This is a genomic window from Nitratireductor sp. ATLC21 (assembly GCF_057196525.1).
The window spans coordinates 442299-459249 of record NZ_JBXUOU010000003.1; the positions used below are offsets into that span (position 1 = coordinate 442299).

General features: G+C 62.3%; 14 protein-coding genes. 7 read left to right on the forward strand and 7 right to left on the reverse strand.

The window, feature by feature from the left end:
• Positions 1-397: 397 nt before the first annotated feature.
• Entirely contained in the window at positions 398-1417 is a 1020-nt protein-coding gene (locus AC2CHD_RS16605) for an alpha/beta hydrolase family protein (RefSeq protein ID WP_484554553.1), read from the forward strand.
• 201 nt (positions 1418-1618) lie between these two features.
• On the opposite strand, the gene AC2CHD_RS16610 is transcribed toward AC2CHD_RS16605, so the two are convergent.
• From AC2CHD_RS16610 to htpX, 3 genes are all read right to left on the reverse strand, one after another.
• Complete coding sequence (locus AC2CHD_RS16610) at positions 1619-3340, reverse strand: heparinase II/III family protein (RefSeq protein WP_229449651.1); 1722 nt, start codon at positions 3338-3340, stop codon at positions 1619-1621.
• Between the two features lie 105 nt (positions 3341-3445).
• Entirely contained in the window at positions 3446-4825 is a 1380-nt protein-coding gene (locus AC2CHD_RS16615) for an RsmB/NOP family class I SAM-dependent RNA methyltransferase (protein WP_484554554.1), read from the reverse strand.
• Entirely contained in the window at positions 4822-5802 is a 981-nt protein-coding gene (htpX, locus tag AC2CHD_RS16620) for a zinc metalloprotease HtpX (protein WP_484554555.1), read from the reverse strand. The genes AC2CHD_RS16615 and htpX overlap by 4 nt, the downstream gene beginning before the upstream one ends.
• A 121-nt stretch (positions 5803-5923) precedes the next feature.
• On the opposite strand from htpX, the gene AC2CHD_RS16625 reads away from it, so the two are divergent.
• Positions 5924-6130 (forward strand): DUF1674 domain-containing protein, encoded by a 207-nt coding sequence (locus AC2CHD_RS16625; protein WP_229449654.1) that lies wholly within the window; start codon positions 5924-5926, stop codon positions 6128-6130.
• Between the two features lie 132 nt (positions 6131-6262).
• Positions 6263-6628 (forward strand): thermonuclease family protein, encoded by a 366-nt coding sequence (locus AC2CHD_RS16630; RefSeq protein WP_484554556.1) that lies wholly within the window; start codon positions 6263-6265, stop codon positions 6626-6628.
• 530 nt (positions 6629-7158) lie between these two features.
• Here the strand turns inward: AC2CHD_RS16630 and acs are convergent.
• The gene (acs, locus tag AC2CHD_RS16635; protein ID WP_484554557.1) at positions 7159-9114 is read right to left on the reverse strand and encodes an acetate--CoA ligase; all 1956 of its coding nucleotides are present in this window, start codon (positions 9112-9114) and stop codon (positions 7159-7161) included.
• Positions 9115-9409: 295 nt separating this feature from the next.
• Here acs and AC2CHD_RS16640 point away from each other — a divergent pair, with 295 nt between their 5' ends.
• Positions 9410-9682, forward strand: coding sequence for an usg protein (locus tag AC2CHD_RS16640; protein WP_229449657.1), 273 nt, complete (start codon positions 9410-9412; stop codon positions 9680-9682).
• Positions 9683-9752: 70 nt separating this feature from the next.
• Here the strand turns inward: AC2CHD_RS16640 and AC2CHD_RS16645 are convergent, their stop codons facing one another.
• Both AC2CHD_RS16645 and AC2CHD_RS16650 read right to left on the reverse strand, forming a co-directional pair.
• Positions 9753-10787, reverse strand: a complete 1035-nt coding sequence (locus tag AC2CHD_RS16645; RefSeq protein WP_484554558.1) for an aldo/keto reductase — start codon at positions 10785-10787, stop codon at positions 9753-9755.
• Between the two features lie 33 nt (positions 10788-10820).
• Positions 10821-12008, reverse strand: coding sequence for an MFS transporter (locus AC2CHD_RS16650; protein ID WP_322340305.1), 1188 nt, complete (start codon positions 12006-12008; stop codon positions 10821-10823).
• A gap of 122 nt (positions 12009-12130) precedes the next feature.
• Between AC2CHD_RS16650 and AC2CHD_RS16655 the strand changes: the two genes are divergently transcribed.
• The gene (locus tag AC2CHD_RS16655) at positions 12131-13039 is read left to right on the forward strand and encodes a LysR family transcriptional regulator (protein ID WP_484554559.1); all 909 of its coding nucleotides are present in this window, start codon (positions 12131-12133) and stop codon (positions 13037-13039) included.
• Positions 13040-13169: 130 nt separating this feature from the next.
• Positions 13170-13553 (forward strand): hypothetical protein, encoded by a 384-nt coding sequence (locus AC2CHD_RS16660; protein ID WP_484554560.1) that lies wholly within the window; start codon positions 13170-13172, stop codon positions 13551-13553.
• A 4-nt stretch (positions 13554-13557) separates the two neighbouring features.
• Here AC2CHD_RS16660 and AC2CHD_RS16665 read toward each other — a convergent pair whose 3' ends face one another.
• Positions 13558-14220, reverse strand: a complete 663-nt coding sequence (locus AC2CHD_RS16665) for a YggS family pyridoxal phosphate-dependent enzyme (RefSeq protein WP_484554561.1) — start codon at positions 14218-14220, stop codon at positions 13558-13560.
• 111 nt (positions 14221-14331) lie between these two features.
• On the opposite strand from AC2CHD_RS16665, the gene leuS reads away from it, so the two are divergent.
• On the forward strand, positions 14332-16947 hold the full coding sequence (gene leuS / locus AC2CHD_RS16670) for a leucine--tRNA ligase (RefSeq protein ID WP_484554562.1): 2616 nt from the start codon (positions 14332-14334) through the stop codon (positions 16945-16947).
• Positions 16948-16951: the final 4 nt, after the last annotated feature.

Below are 16951 nucleotides of genomic sequence, written 5' to 3' on the forward strand. Positions count from 1 at the left end.
CCTGCGCGTTGCTGCAAAGGCTCGCCTTGTGACATTGCACCGGGCCGGTGGCAATGTTTGCCGAAGCCCTGGTGCGTCTAGCGGGGTGAACGCCAGATCAAGCCTTATGCATCGGCACAGGGAGCAGAGTATCCCGAGATGTCGGCGCAGTGCGTGGTTCGACAGGCTCACCATGAGGAGCGTGGGCTCCGGTAGAAGCCTTTCGGTGATCAGCCAGACCACTCCCTTATGGTGAACCTGTCGTAGCGTGCAGCGGGCCGTGGTTGGGAAGCTGTTGGGTTCCGCATATCGCGGCGTCCGGTTCGAGGTGGATCGCCTGGTTCTAAAACCGGTTTCAGGTCGCGGGCAGAAGACGGATTGAGCAGTTTGGCGTCATCCAGATGAAAGGATGACGGATATGAAAAAACTGCTCTCTGCTTTTCTCATCGGCATGGGCCTGACGGGCGCAGCCATGGCTGGTCCCTATGCCGGATATGACCGGTTGACGGTGAAGGCGGATCACCGCCCATCGGTTCTGGCGGCCTCGGTGTGGTATCCAGCAGGTAAGGCGACCTATCGCGGCCTGGTGGGCGACAATGCTGTTTTTCAGGGCTCTTCGGCCTATGTCGGTGCCGCGGTGGCGGAGGGGCGTTTTCCGCTCTTCGTGCTCTCGCATGGCTCTGGCGGCAACATGGATGCCATCTCCTGGCTTTCCTCGGCGCTGGCGATGCGCGGCGCGATGGTGCTGGCGGTCAACCATCCCGGCAGCACGTCGGGCGATTCTTCTCCGCGTCGTTCACTGCGGCTCGATGAGCGGGCCGCCGATTTGAGCGCTGCACTCGACGCGCTGCTCGATGAGCCTGCGTTTGCCGATCACGTGGATCGTTCGCGCATTGCCGCGCTTGGCTTTTCGCTCGGTGGCGCCACGGCGCTGAACCTTGCCGGGCTGCGCTTCGACCGGGGAGCTTATGCGGACTATTGCGCGACAATGGGTGAGGATGGTCAGGACTGTGTGTTCTTCGCCAAGGGAGGCGTTGACTTCGCGGCGCTTCCGGAAGGGTTCGCCACCGATATGCGCGATGAGCGGATTCTGCAGGCCATCGCCATCGACCCCGGCATGACCTATGCGGCGACACCTGAGAGTGTTGGCAGAATGAAGATGCCGGTGTTGCTCATCAATCTCGGCCGGACGCATCTGTTCGAGGCGGCCGATGTGGGGCCGGGCGGGAGCAACCTCGCTGCAAGATTGCCCTCGGCGCTGCTGAAGACGATTGCACCGGCGCATCACTTCACCTTCCTTGCGGAGTGCAAGCCGGAAGGGGCAGCGATGCTCGCCGCGGAAAAGGACGACCCGGTATGCGACGATCCCGAAGGGACCGATCGGGCGGCCGTTCACAAGGCGATTGTCGAGGAGATCGCGGCGTTTGCCGGGCTTTGATCTGGCCTGATCATGTGGGGTTTTGAGCAGGCTTTGCTGCATTGACGTGGTGCGTGGTTCGACAAGCTCACCATGAGGGGCGGGGATGCAGCTTCAAGGGTGCTGTGGACTGGGTCGAAGATCCGAGGAACGGGTTTGCCAGCCACCACCACCCTCATGGTGAGCTTGTCGAACCACGCACCACGCCCAATCTGGGCCGATCTAGCCGTTGCCGTTTATGGCATGCGTCCTGCGGAGCCGCCAACGGATTTCCGGATGTTCGGAAGCCGTCGTGTAGAGCACGATCTGGCGGCTCCTGCGGGGGCCGCCAAGGCCGGCGAAGAAGATCGATTCTTCAACCACCGGAACAATGCCTTCAACGGTGAAGAGCCAGGTGTCGGTGGCCTCACCGGCGAGGATGTGGCGTCCTTCCGGATCCCGGAAAACGTCAATATCAGGGTGGATATGAAAACGCACGGCCACCGCATCATTGCCGATTGCCGTCGAAGCAGAACCATCGGGCCTGACCACGCGATCCACGCCTTCGAGCAGGGCCCCTTCCTCCGACAAGGAGAGGGCGCGTTCATGGATGAGCCCGAAACGTGAGACATAGCCATTGTGACTGGCAGTGAAGCGCTGGATACCGGCCCCGTCGTCGCGCCGGCACTCGACCCTGCGTGGTCCGCCGATCAGCGGAGTGCCGATCAGATCGCTCCATTTCGGTGAAAGGCTGAAGCGTGCCTGTGATGTGTCGTTGATTGTGATTGTGGAGTGCGCGGCCGTGGTGCGCGCCAGGGGGCGGTAGCTGTCGTCGCCGTAATTGTCGATGCCACTGTTGACCACGAACTGATGGCGGCCGGACGACATTTCAAACGACAGGCAGCCCGCATGGGCGAAATGGGAAAGATCGGCAGGAGGCGGTGCCGCCGTATCGGCGATGATGGTGGTGGCACCCAGCGCCAGACGCTCATAGCCTGAATGCGGCGCATGTAGAAGCGGTGCGCCTCCGGTATCATCGTAGCGCAGGATGGCGGCGACACTGTCGTGCTGGGTGATGCCCATCCCGTTGAAACGGGCGATGGAACCATCGCGATGGCGAAAGAAGCGCAAAGCCGGAAGCATGCGTTCGACGGCGTCGATGAGGGCCTGCGGGGGTTGCTCGGCCTGGTTCGTATAGGTCTGCCGAAGCGGCAGAAGGTCGGTCAGAAGCTCCATGATTGCGCGTGGATTGCGGGAGACATGGCCGCCATCGGCTAGGATCTGTCGCTCGAGCTCCTGTGCGAGATTGCGGCTGGCGGCCTTCACCGCCGTGGCGGGTGCGGGCAGCGAAAGGGCGCAGAATGCCAGCGCTATGCGCGCGCGCAGGCGATCTTCTCCATCAGGCATCTCACGGGCGTTGGTGCGCAGATAGCGCATCTGCACGGCGAGCATTTTCAGGAACTGGCGGTAAAACGGAAGCTCGGCGCCCTGCAACACGACGGAAGAATGCTGAAGCCAGGCGATGACGCGCCGGGATGTGGTGCCGGGCTCCCATGGCAACCCCGAAATGCGCTTGCCGTGAAGGGCCATCCATTCTTCCACCAGCGCGCGCGCATTGGCTGAGGCCAGATCGCTCTGGGCGGCCCGCATGTGGCGCAGCCAGCGGAAACCGTGCAACGCGTCCTGCCAGGCAAGGTCAGTGACCGGTACACGGAAGGGAGACTGGCCGCGTGTTTCAACAAGCTGGCCGGCGAGGAGAAACTGGCCGTGATAGATATCGCGTGCGACCTGGGGATCTGCGATGCGCAGGTCCGGCGGCGCGATGAGAACGCGTTCCGGGGTGCGGCCGGAATAGCGCCAGCGATAGGACGGGCCCGCGCGCAGACGCCGCCGCAGGCGCGCCCATGCTTGCCGCGCAACAAGGCCCCACAGCTCGTGGGGGGAGTGTCCCCGTGCTTGATCCACCGACCGACTTTTCTTTCCGTGACCCCAAATCAGCTGAGAGTCTAGTTGATTCAAGGATTTGTGCGAAGTTGAAATATATCAGCACACACAGATGGCAGGGCCAGCTCAGGGCTGGCGTATCACACGGGCGGCGAAGAAGCCGTCGAGACCCCGGGCGAGAGGCGTTTCGCCGAAACCATCCGCAGGCGTGGTTCGTAAAAAACCTTCCGGTGTGATGAAGGTGCTGATGCCAGGCGTTTCGTCGGGTTTTATCGGATCGAGCGAGACCTCTGATGTGTCTGCAAGGAACGCGTTGAGCATCGCCTCGCCTTCGGCGGGGTCGAGCGAGCAATTGGAAAAAACGATCCGGCCACCGGGCTTGACCAGCGTCACCGCATGGTCGAGCAGCGCGCGCTGGAGGGCGGCGAGCTTCTCGATGTCTTCGGGCGTCTTTGTCCACGGCACATCCGGATGCCGCCGCACCGTGCCGGTGGAGGAACAGGGCGCATCGATGAGGACGGCATCGAACGGGGTTTCAGGCTCGAACTTGCGGATGTCGGATTCGACGATCTGCGCTTCGAGGCGGAGGCGCTTGAGATTTTCAGCTAGCCGCTTGAGCCGGCTTTTGGACAGATCGACAGCGGTGACATCTGCGCCCGCATGAATGAGCTGCGCCGTCTTGCCGCCGGGCGCGGCGCAAAGATCGGCCACACGTGCGCCGGCGATGTCGCCGAGCAGTTTTGCGGGCAGGCTGGCGGCGGCATCCTGCACCCACCATGCGCCTTCCTCAAAGCCTGGCAGGGTGTCGACGCCGGCCTCGAGCTTTGCGATGCGGACGGTGCCCGTGGGAAGGACGATGCCGCCAAGCGCTTCGGCCCAGCGCTGCGGGTCTTGCCTGACAGTGAAGTCCACCGGCGGTTCCAGCCGGTGCATGGCGAGGATGGCGGCGGTCTTTTCCGCGCCATAGGACGCTTCCAGCCGCTCGGCAAACCAATCGGGTGCTTCACGCGTCTGGGCAAGGGCGGCGGGGAGCGCGCGTGCCTTGACGCGGATCAGATTGCGCAGCACGCCGTTGACGAGGCCTGAAAACCGGGCAAGACGCGGGTCGCTTTTTGCCTGGGTGACGGCGAGATCTACGGCGGCGCTGTCGGGCACGTCGAGAAACAGGATCTGCGCCGCGGCCACGTGCAATGCGTGCGAGAGCGCACGGGCATTGGCGGGCAACGGACGCTCCAGACGGCGGGAAAGCAGGGCCTCGATTGTGCTGCGGTGGCGGAGCGCGCTCATCAGGATGGCGCGGACGAGCGAGCGGTCCCGCGCATCGAGCGCGCGGAAACTGGGCTGGCCGTTGGCGGGGTCGGTTAGACCGTCGAGCGAGGCGTGGGCATCCACCACGGCGGCGAGCAGTTTCGTGGCCACGCGGCGGGTTTCAAGGCCGGGCTTGTCGAAGGTCTCAGGCGTGGGGCGGTTTCTGCCGGTGGCGCGGCGCGCAGTGGGGCGGCTCACGACCAGGGGCCTTTGCGCCCCTTGGCGTCACGACCCCAGCGGGGGTCGGGTTGAGGCCGGGGTTCGGGCGCTTCGGTCCGGGTGCCCCACGGGCCCTGATGCTCTTCGCGGGCCTGCGGCTCAGGCGTGGCGCGCATTTCGCCCGCCATCGCCTGAAGCGCGGCAATGCGATTGTCGGTGTCGGGGTGGGTGGAGAACAGATTGTCCATGCGCTCGCCCGAGAGCGGGTTGATGATGAACATATGCGCGGTGGCTGGATTGCGCTCGGCATTCTGATTGACCACCTGCTTTGCGCGCCTTGCGATCTTGTCGAGCGCGGAGGCAAGCCACAGCGGGTTGCCGCAGATCTCCGCCCCGCGCCGGTCTGCCGAATATTCGCGGGTGCGGCTGATGGCCATCTGCACCAGCATCGCAGCGAAGGGCGCAACGATCATCGCCACGAGAATGCCGATGAAGCCGAGCGGGTTGTTGTTGTCGCGGTTGCCGCCGAAGAACAGGGCAAAATTGCCGAGCATGGAGATTGCGCCGGCCAGCGTCGCGGTGATGGTCATGGTGAGCGTGTCGCGGTTCTGCACATGAGCAAGCTCATGGGCCATGACGCCTGCCACCTCCTCGTAGCTCAGGCGTTCGAGCAGACCTGTGGTGGCGGCCACGGCTGCGTTCTGCGGGTTACGCCCGGTGGCAAACGCGTTGGGCTGATCGTTCTGGATGAGATAGACGCGCGGCATGGGAAGGCCGGCGCGCGCGGCCAGATCGCGCACGATGCCGAAATATTCGGGCGCATTGCGCTCGTCCACCTCGACGGCATTGTGCATCCTGAGCACCATCTTGTCGGCATTCCAATAGCTGAACAGGTTCATGCCCGCTGCGATCAGGAAGGCGATCATCATGCCGCCGGTGCCCCCAATCAGATAGCCCACGACCATGAACAGCGCCGTCATCAGGGCCAGAAGCATTGCCGTGCGTATCATGTTCATCGTCGTCTCAAGCTCCGCAATGGAATGCGCCAGCGATTTTCCATGGCGCGACCAATCGCTTATATGATGGGGAACACGGTTCGTGTATTCAATATTTCCCCGTTTTCGAGAGGAATTTGCCGTGACAGACGAGACGGACAGACAGGCAGAGCAGCCGAAGAAGGCACTGACGCCTGCGGCAAGGCGCGCACTGGCGGAAGCCGAGGAACGGCGCAAGGCCTATGAGGCCGAGGCTGCGAAGGCACCAAAGGAGCTGGGCGGACGCGGCGGACAGGACCCGGCGCGCTATGGCGACTGGGAAGTGAAGGGCATCGCCACCGACTTCTGATTTCAGGTTGCGCGTTTCAGTTTAGAGGAATATATTCCTCTTATGCGCCCCCTCATCTCCAGACCTCTGTTTTCACTGTTGTTTGCCTGTGCGCTGAGCGCGCAACCAGCAGCCTTTGCCGCACGCAGAGACATGATTTCAGGTCCGGTGGAAGCCCGTGTTCTGCGTGTGATCGACGGCGATACTTTTGTGGCCGAAGCCCATGTCTGGCCCGGCCAGCGCATTACGGTGGGGGTGCGCATTCGCGGCGTCGATGCGCCCGAAATGCGAAGCCGCTGCGCTGCCGAGAAGGCTGCGGCGCGCGAGGCACGCATAGCGCTCGAGCGCTTGCTCGCCGAAGGGTCTGTCTGGATAAGCGACATCAGCGGCGGCAAGTATTACGGACGGGTGCTTGCCGACGTGGCGACGGAACCGGGCGGAGACGTTGCATCGCGTCTGCTGGATGCCCGGCTGGTGGCGGCCTATGGCGGCGGGCGGCGGGTTTCGTTCGTTTGTTGATGGTGGCGTGATTTGCGGATGCGTCGGCGCTCGCCCCTCATCCTCACCTTCTCCCCGTACACGGGGAGAAGGGGCTTCGAAGTCAGCGCCTTCCCATTGGATAGCCCTGTGTCACCCGGGTGCACAAAGAACGTGATGCAACGTTGGGATGACCGAAAGCCGGATTTCCGCTTTTGGGTCCGATGCTCGAGAAGGTCCCGGCAGGGGGATTAGGGACCAACGCCTTCTTTTCAAACACGGAACCCTGCCTCAAAACAAAAGGCCGTCCCCGAAGGAACGGCCCCGTGTTTTCGAATTCTCACGCGGTCATGGCTGGGCTGCAAAGGCAGTCCATCCGCGCTTCATGCGCTTCAGCGGGAAGACTGCTCCCCGCGAAGGCAATCCATCGAGACCACGCTTGAACGGAAATCACTCGACATTGGATCACCTCCTTTCGGTTCGTTGACGACACCACCAATGTGGAGGCGATACCGCCTTCCTGCAAGAGGTAAACGAAAAACGCCGCGCGAGCTGCGCGACGCTCAGGATTGTCAGCCCTTCTTGTTCTGGCGGTTTTCCACCAGATCATCGACCACGGCGGGATCGGCGAGTGTGGACGTATCGCCAAGCGCGCCGTAATCGTCTTCGGCGATCTTGCGCAGGATGCGCCGCATGATCTTGCCCGAGCGCGTCTTCGGCAGGCCGGGCGCGAACTGGATCTTGTCCGGTGAAGCGATTGGCCCGATCTCGCTGCGCACATGGGCGACAAGCTCTTTCTTCAACGCCTCGGAACCTTCCTCGCCGGCCATGAGGGTCACATAGCAGTAGATGCCCTGGCCTTTCACATCGTGCGGATAGCCGACAACGGCAGCTTCCGACACCTTGTCGTGGCTGACCAGCGCGGATTCGACCTCCGCCGTGCCCATGCGGTGGCCTGACACGTTGATAACGTCATCCACGCGTCCGGTGATCCAGTAATAGCCATCCTCGTCGCGGCGACAGCCATCACCGGTGAAATATTTGCCCTTGTAGGTGGAGAAGTAGGTCTGGACGAAGCGTTCGTGATCGCCGTAGACGGAACGCATCTGGCCCGGCCAGGAATCGGTGATGCACAGATTGCCGCTGGTTGCACCTTCCAGCACCTGCCCCTCGCCATCCACGAGCTGCGGCTGGACGCCGAAGAACGGGCGTGTGGCGGACCCCGCCTTGAGATCCGTGGCACCGGGAAGCGGTGTGATGAGGATGCCGCCGGTCTCGGTCTGCCACCATGTGTCGACGATGGGCGACTTCTTGTCGCCGACGACGTTGTAGTACCACTCCCAGGCTTCCGGATTGATCGGCTCGCCGACGGAACCCAGAATGCGCAGCGACTTGCGCGAGGCGCGGGTGACGAATTCGTCGCCGGCGCCCATCAGGGCGCGGATCGCGGTGGGAGCGGTGTAGAAAATGTTGACATTGTGCTTGTCGACCACCTGCCAGAAGCGGGAGGCGTCGGGATAGTTGGGCACGCCCTCGAACATCAGGGTGATGGCGCCATTGGCGAGTGGCCCGTAGACGATGTAGCTGTGGCCGGTGACCCAGCCCACATCGGCGGTGCACCAGTAAACGTCGCCTTCATGGTAGTCGAACACATATTCATGCGTCATCGAGGCGTAGACGAGATAGCCGCCTGTCGTGTGCAACACGCCCTTGGGCTTGCCGGTGGAGCCGGAGGTGTAGAGGATGAAAAGCGGGTCTTCCGCCTTCATCTTTTCCGGTTTGCAGTCCGGCTTCGCCTTGGCGGTTTCCTCGTGATACCAGAGGTCGCGGCCCTCGGACCAGTCGATCTTCCCGGCGGTGCGCTGAACGACGAGAACATGACGCACTTTCGCGCCCGCCTTTTCGGCAAGCGCCACGGCCTTGTCGGTGTTTTCCTTGAGCGGGATCTTCTTGCCGCCTCGCAGGCCTTCATCCGCGGTGATGACGAAATCGGACTGGCAGTCCTCGATGCGGCCGGCGAGCGAATCGGGCGAGAACCCGCCGAACACGACCGAATGCACCGCGCCGATGCGCGCGCAGGCGAGCATTGCATAGGTCGCCTCCGGGATCATCGGCATGTAAATGGTGACGCGGTCACCCTTCTTGACGCCGCGCGCCTTCAACACATTGGCGAGCCGGCAGACATGCTCGTAAAGCTCGTTATAGGTGATCTTCTTGTCGTCGTAGGGATTGTCGCCTTCCCAGATGATGGCGGTCTGGTTGCCGCGCTTCTTCAGATGGCGATCGATGCAGTTGTAGGCGACATTGGTGATGCCATCCTCGAACCACTTGATGGAGACCTTGCCCTTGAACGAGGTGTTCTTCACCTTGGTGTAGGGTTTGAACCAGTCGATGCGCTTGCCGTGCTTCTTCCAGAACTTCTCCGGATCCTTGACGCTGTCCTTGTACCATTTGAGATACGTCTCATTGTCGATGAGCGCGTTTTTCTTCCACGCGGATTTGACGCGGTGAACATGCACTTCGGACATTTTTCCTCCTCCGGATATGCGCTTGCCGGGCTCTGATCTGCGTTCTCCAACACAGCTCCCGCTGGCTCGCGCGCATTATTACCATTCTGCCTTCCGCTACAACATTAGACATTTGGTGGCAGCAGCTGAACGAGCGGAATCGCATGGGCCAACAGCGTTAGTATCCGCGTGAGCCGGCTGCTAACAATATGTATTTACACGATAAATTTACGCTCACGTGACAAGGTCTCACTGGACGGCGGTGTATTTTCACCGCACAATTTTTCAGTCCGGAACCGATTCGGAAAGGAAGCACATGCAGCAGACGGGCGAAATGGAGCTGATGCTCCGGGGCTATGGGCTGACGACGGCGGAATTTCTCTATCATCTGCCTGATCATCCGACGATCTTGCAGAGTTTTCTATGGCAGCACTACGACACCGCACCGGATTTTCCGGCGCTTTACCGGTTCATCGATTTCTGGAACTCGACGCTGGACGGCCCGCTTCATTCAGTGACCTACACGCATCGCAAGCTGATCTCGCCAAGTGAGTGGCGCAGCGTGGCCGGAGAGCTTGTCCTGCATTGATGCCTTTCGGGGCAGGCCGCTGCCGGACATGGAGCCTCCTCCTCACTCCATGCCCGGTTGCATCGCGGGGTCAGACGGCGGGCGGGCTGAGGCGGGCGAACGCCTCCTGCCGCCGGTAGGGGAAATAGGGATAGGCGGCATCGGTGAGGCTTGCCGCATCCAGCTTCGCGATCTGCTCATCCGACAGCGACCAGCCGATAGCGCCGAGATTCTGGCGTAGCTGCTCCTCGTTGCGTGCACCGACAATGACGGAGGAGACGCTCGGCCGGCGTGTAAGCCAGTTGATTGCTATCTGTGGAACCGTTTTCCCGGTTTCCTCGGCCACGTCCTCCAGCGCATCCACCACGCGATAAAGCTGTTCCTGGTCAACGGGCGGGCCGAAGCTGGCCGTATCGTGCAGGCGGCTGCCCTCGGGGAGGGGAACGCCACGACGGATCCTGCCGGTAAGCCGGCCCCAGCCGAGCGGACTCCAGACCAGCGCGCCGACACCCTGATCGAGGCCGAGCGGCATCAATTCCCATTCGTAGTCGCGACCGACCAGCGAATAGTAGACCTGGTGAGCGACATAGCGCTGCCAGCCATGACGCTCAGCGGCCGCCAGCGACTTCATCACCTGCCAGCCGGAAAAATTGGACACGCCGAGATAGCGCAATTTGCCGGCACGCACGAGATCGTCGAGGGTCGACAGAACCTCCTCGACCGGCGTCGCGGCATCGAAGGCATGCAGTTGCAGGAGGTCGATATAGTCGGTTCCGAGGCGTTTCAGGGCCGCGTCGACACTGCGAACGAGACGGGCCCGTGAGGTGCCGGCATCGGACGGACCCTCGCCCATGGGCAAGGCTGTTTTGGTTGAGATCAGCACCGCATCACGCCGGCCCCTGATCGCTTCGCCCAGAACCGTTTCGGAAGCGCCGTCTGAATAGACATCCGCCGTATCGAAGAGATTGAGCCCTGCATCGAGGCAGATATCGATGAGACGGCGGGCTTCATTCGCGTCAGTGGTGCCCCAAGCCCCGAACAGGGGGCCAGTGCCGCCGAAGGTCCCCGTGCCGAAGCTCAAGACCGGAACCTTGAGGCCCGATGCGCCGAGATTTCTGTATTCCATGGTTTGCTCCCTGGTTGGATAGAGGATGAAAGGTCAGGATGTGGCGGGGTCGCAGACGGCTTCCCGCGTTGTGCGCCGGTGCTCCATGCGCTGAGCGGCGAAAGCGACAGCGAAAGCCGCCATGGGCACAAGGCCGGCGATCCAGATGACGGCACCAAGGCCCGGGCCGCGGTCGATCACCGCGCCGCCCAGCCAGGCACCGATCGCATTGCCGAGATTGAAGGCGGCGATGTTGAAGGAGGAGGCGAGGCCCTGCCCGGCGCCCTCGGCTTTTTCGAGCACCCACATCTGCAGGGGCGGCACGGTGGCGAAGGCGGCAGCACCGAACACCCCGATGGCGATCACGGCGGTGACCTTTTCGTGGACGGCGAAGCTCATGACGAAAAGGACTGCAGAGAGCAGGGCAAGCGAGCCGAGAACGGCCGGTCCGAGCCATCGGTCGGCGAATTTCCCGCCGATGAGGTTTCCGGCGATGAGGCCGCCGCCGAAGACGAGCAGGATGGGTGAGACCGCGCTTTCTGAAAAGCCGGTGATGCGTGTGAGGATTGGCGCGATATAGGTGAAGGCAGCAAACACGCCGACCCAGCTCAGCACCGTTGTCAGAAGGCCGAGAAGCACTTGCGGGCGGGCCAGCACGGCGAGCGTGTTTCCGCTGTCGTCCTCACCAGCGGAAGCATCGTCGCGTGGAACAAAGGCGGCAATGATGGCCAGGGCTGCAAGGCCCACCAGCGTGACGGCCCAGAATGTGGAGCGCCAACCGAAAGCCTGACCGAGCCAGGTGCCGAACGGCACACCGAGAATGTTTGCCACGGTGAGGCCGGTGAACATGATGGCGATAGCCGAGGCACGCCTGTCGGGGGAGACAAGGCCAGTGGCCACCACGGAGCCAACACCGAAGAAGGATGCGTGTGCAAAGGCCGTCAGCACGCGCGCGGCCATGAGGGCCCAGTAGTTGGGCGCAAGCGCGCAGGCGAGGTTGCCGAGTGTGAAGATGACCATCAGGGCGATCAGCAGGGTCTTGCGGGACCAGCGCCCGGTCAGAGCGCCCAGGATGGGCGCGCCGGCCACCACGCCGAGCGCATATCCGGAAATGAGGAGACCGGCTGCGGAGATGGTGACATCAAGATCAGCGCTCACCTCCAGAAGCAGACCCATGATGACGAATTCGGTAACGCCGATGCCGAAAGCGCCGGCGGTCAGCGCGTAGAGTGCAAGGGGCATGTCAAAGGCTCTTGTCGTTGCGAAAGGGCGAATTTGGATTGATCACTTGCGTTTAGATGGACGTCTGCCGATTGATGAATTAGGCTTCGAAAAATAAAATCATCATGGAATTCAATTCATAAATGGCGCGTGTCGACATAAACCGTTCCGGTGAGATCGAAGTGTTCGTGCGGGTGGTGGAATTGCAGAGTTTTTCCGCCGCAGCGCGCGATCTGAAGATGACGCCGTCCGCCGTCAGCAAGCTGGTGGCGCGGCTCGAGGCCCGGCTTGGAACGCGGCTGCTGCGTCGCTCCACGCGCCGGCTTCAGATAACCCCGGAGGGAAGCGCTTTCTATCAAAGCGGTGTGCGCATTCTGGCGGATATCCAGGCGGCTGAGCAGGAAGCTGCGGCGGGATCCGCGCCGCGCGGGCGCCTCAGAGTCAACTCGAACGTGCCTTTCGGCCAGAACCGGCTGATCCCGCTGCTTCCAGAATTCACGGCCCGCTATCCGGATGTGGTGGTGGATCTGGTGTTGACGGACCGGGTGATCGATCTGATCGAGGAGCGGGCGGATGTTGCCATCCGTGCCGGAGCGCTCGCCGAATCGAGCCTGATCGCGCGCAAGCTTGGTGATAGCGGCATGGCCGTCGTGGCCGCGCCTTCATATCTGGAAGTACATGGACGACCGGAGAGCCCGGCCGACCTTGCCGGCCACGCGTTGCTTGGCTTCTGCTTTTCGCGCATTCATGAAGGGTGGCCCTTCATCGGACCGGAGGGGCTGAAAAGCAGCATCCCGCCCACTGCCGGCACGCTTGTCAGTGACGGTGAGGCCATGCGGTTGATGGCGCTGGCGGGCGCGGGCATCGCCCGCCATGCCCGCTGGCACATCCAGCCGGACATTGACGCGGGGCGGCTGGTGCCGCTCTTGGAGGATTTCAATCCGGGCGATCGCGAAGGTGTCTATGCGGTCTATGTCGGACACGGAAAATTCCTGCCGACCCGCGTCCGGGCATTCCTCGATTTTCTGGCCGAGAAGGTCAAGATCGCCTAATTCGGGCAGCCATTGTGCCTATATTCCTAACCTTCAGTCGCGGGTGTAAACTGCCGTGTTTGCAATGATCAGACGCGGAACCGGTGCGCGATCGTTCCAGTGGCCGCGTGTATTGGCGGAAGGGGCAGCTATGAACGGGCTTGCGAGGGTTTGCTGGATTACGGCTCCGCTTTATGCGGTGCTTGGAATGGTTTTCGGAATTTACATGTCGGCGTCGGACGATCACACGTTTTCGCCGGCGCATGGGCATTTGAACCTTCTGGGCTGGGTGACGATAGCGCTTTACGGCGCGTTCTACACTCTGGTGCCGGAGGCGGCGGCGAGCCGGCTTGCCAAGCTGCAGGTGCTGCTCGCCCAAATCGGCGTGATCGTCATCGTGCCGGGCATCGTTTTCGCGATTTCGGGAACAGGCGAGGGGCTGGCGAAAGCGGGATCGGTTCTTATCCTGCTCGCTGCGCTGCTTTTTCTTGTGATTGTTGTACGTGGGACGGGGCGTTCGGCAGCAGGCGCCTGAAATCTCAGCGCGCGCCGAAGATCGCGGATCCGACACGCACGCTGGTGGCGCCGAAAGCGATGGCCTTTTCATAGTCACCGGACATGCCCATGGAGCATTTCTCGACTCCGGCTTCGGCGGCGAGCTTTTTCAGCAGTGCGAAATGCGGGCCGGGGTTTTCATCAAGCGGAGGGATGCACATCAGCCCTTCGATGGCGAGGCCGTATTCCTCGCGGCAATGTTTGACGAAGGTGACGGCCTGGCGCGGGTCGATGCCGGCTTTCTGTTCTTCGAGGCCGGTGTTGACCTGGACATAAAGACGCGGGTGCCTGTCCTGTTTCTGCATCTCGGTCGAGAGCGCGCGGGCAATCTTTTCGCGGTCGACGCTCTCGATCACGTCGAACAGGGCGACGGCATCGGCGGCCTTGTTGGACTGCAACGGGCCGATCAGGCGCAGCTCAATGTCGGGGAAGGCTTCCTTGAGGCCGGGCCATTTCCCCTGGGCTTCCTGGACACGGTTTTCGCCGAAAACCCGCTGGCCGGCCTCGATGACCGGGCGGATCTGATCTGCATCGAAGGTCTTGGAAACGGCGACCAGCGTGACGGGCTCGCCTGAGCGGGCGGCGGCTTTCTCCGCTGCTGCGATCTTCGCTTTGACATCCTGCAGATTCTCGACGGCGTGGCTCATCGGTTCGCTGATCCCTCTTCCAAAAAGGCCTCTTGGAGTTGACGCTTCGGCGAAACCATGGTGAAGGTCCGCCAACATCATTTCCGCTTCTTATCTTGTGAAAATCCGGCCATGGCAACCGAACGTTACAATCCCCGTGTCGCAGAACCCCGCTGGCAGAAAGCCTGGGACGAGGCAAAGCTGTTCGAGGCCAGCAATGATGACGGGCGGCCGAAATACTACGTGCTCGAGATGTTCCCCTATCCATCCGGGCGCATTCACATCGGTCACACGCGCAATTACACGATGGGCGACGTGGTCGCGCGCTACAAGCGCGCCAAGGGCTACAATGTTCTGCACCCGATGGGCTGGGACGCGTTCGGCATGCCGGCAGAAAACGCGGCGATGCAGAACAAGGTGCACCCCAAGGAGTGGACCTATCAGAACATCGCGGTGATGCGCGATCAGCTGAAGACGTTCGGTCTGTCGCTCGACTGGAGCCGCGAGTTCGCCACCTGCGACGTGGATTATTATCACCGCCAGCAGATGTTGTTTGTCGACTTCTTCGAGAAGGGGCTGGTGACGCGCAAGACCTCCAAGGTCAACTGGGACCCGGTGGACCAGACCGTGCTTGCCAACGAACAGGTGATCGACGGTCGCGGCTGGCGCTCCGGCGCGGAAGTGGAACAGCGCGAGCTGGCGCAGTGGTTCTTCAAGATCACCGATTACGCGCAGGATCTGGTCGATGCCATCGACGATCTCGACCAGTGGCCGGAAAAGGTGCGCCTGATGCAGCGCAACTGGATCGGCCGTTCGGAAGGCATGCTGATCCGCTGGGCGTTTGCCGAAGAGACGGCGCCTGAGGGCGTGAACGAGCTGGAGGTCTATACGACCCGGCCCGACACGCTGTTTGGCGCGTCCTTCATGGCAATTGCCGCCGATCATCCGCTGTCAAAATCGCTGGCTGCCGGCAATGCCGAGCTTGCCGCATTCTGCGAAGAATGCCGCCGCATGGGCACCTCGGCTGCGGCGCTGGAAACGGCGGAGAAGAAGGGCTTCGACACGGGCGTGCGCGTGCGTCATCCTTTCGATCCGGAATGGACGCTGCCGGTCTATGTCGCCAATTTCGTGCTGATGGATTATGGCACGGGCGCGATTTTCGGCTGCCCTTCGGGCGACCAGCGCGACCTGGACTTCGCCAACAAATACGGCCTGCCGGTGACGCCGGTGGTGATGCCGGAGGGCGCGGATGCCGCGAGTTTCCAGATCACCGAAGAGGCCTATACGGATGACGGAGTGATGATCAATTCGCGCTTCCTCGATGGCATGAAGCCGAAGGCGGCGTTCGAGGAGGTGGCAAAGCGCCTCTCCTCTCAGACGATCAATGGCCGACCGGTGGGCGAGCGCAAGGTGAATTTCCGCCTGCGCGACTGGGGCGTTTCGCGCCAGCGCTACTGGGGTTGCCCGATCCCGATGATCCATTGCGACGATTGCGGTGTGGTTCCGGTCCCGAAGGCCGACATGCCGGTCAAGCTGCCCGACGACATCGAGTTCGACCGTCCCGGAAATCCGCTCGACCGCCACCCGACATGGAAGCATGTGAAGTGCCCGAAATGTGGCAGCGATGCCCGGCGCGAGACGGACACGATGGATACGTTCGTCGATTCGTCCTGGTATTTCGCCCGCTTCACCGCGCCCTGGGAGAATGACCCGACCGATCCGAAGGCCGCCAATGAATGGTTGCCGGTCGACCAGTATATCGGTGGCATCGAGCATGCGATCCTGCATCTGCTCTATTCGCGCTTCTTTGCCCGCGCCATGAGCGCGACGGGCCATCTGGATGTGGCCGAGCCCTTCAAGGGCCTGTTCACGCAGGGCATGGTGGTGCACGAGACCTATCGTTCATCGGATGGCCGCTGGCTGGCTCCGAACGAGGTGGAAATCACAGGCTCGGGCGATGGCCGCAAGGCGGTGGAGATCGCCACGGGTGAGCCTGCATCGATCGGCTCGCTCGAAAAGATGTCGAAATCCAAGAAGAACACGGTGAGTCCGGAGGACATTATCGAGTCCTTCGGCGCGGATACCGCGCGCTGGTTCATGCTGTCCGATTCCCCGCCGGAGCGCGACGTGGAATGGACGGACGATGGCGCGACCGGTGCGCATCGGTTCGTGCAGCGCGTGTGGCGGCTTGTTTCAGAGGCTGCCGAGCATGTCCGCGGTGTGGCGCCTAAGGCAGCTCATGAGGGCTCTGCCGTTGCAACGTCGAAGGCGGCGCACAAGGCCTTGAAGGCCGTGGGCGGGGACATTGAAAAACTGGCGTTCAACCGTGCCATCGCGCGCATTCACCAGCTCGTCAACGATCTGCAGGAGCCGCTGTCTGCGCTGGCGGACGCTGGTGATGCGTCGAAAAGTGCCGCGCGTGAGGCCGTTGAGATCCTCATTCACCTGGTCGCTCCTTTCATGCCGCATCTGGCCGAGGAATGCTGGGCAACAATCGGCGGTGAAGGACTGGTCGCGGCAAGTGCCTGGCCGGAATTCGATCCGGCGCTTGTCGTGGATAACGAGATTGTCCTGCCGGTGCAGATCAACGGCAAGAAACGTGGTGATTTGACAATTGCGCGCGACGCAGATCAATCTGCCGTCGAAGATGCGGTGCTCCAGCTGGACTTCGTCCAGAAGGCGCTGAACGGCGCGCAGCCGCGCAAGGTGATCGTCGTCCCGCAGCGCATTGTTAACATTGTTGCATGATGGG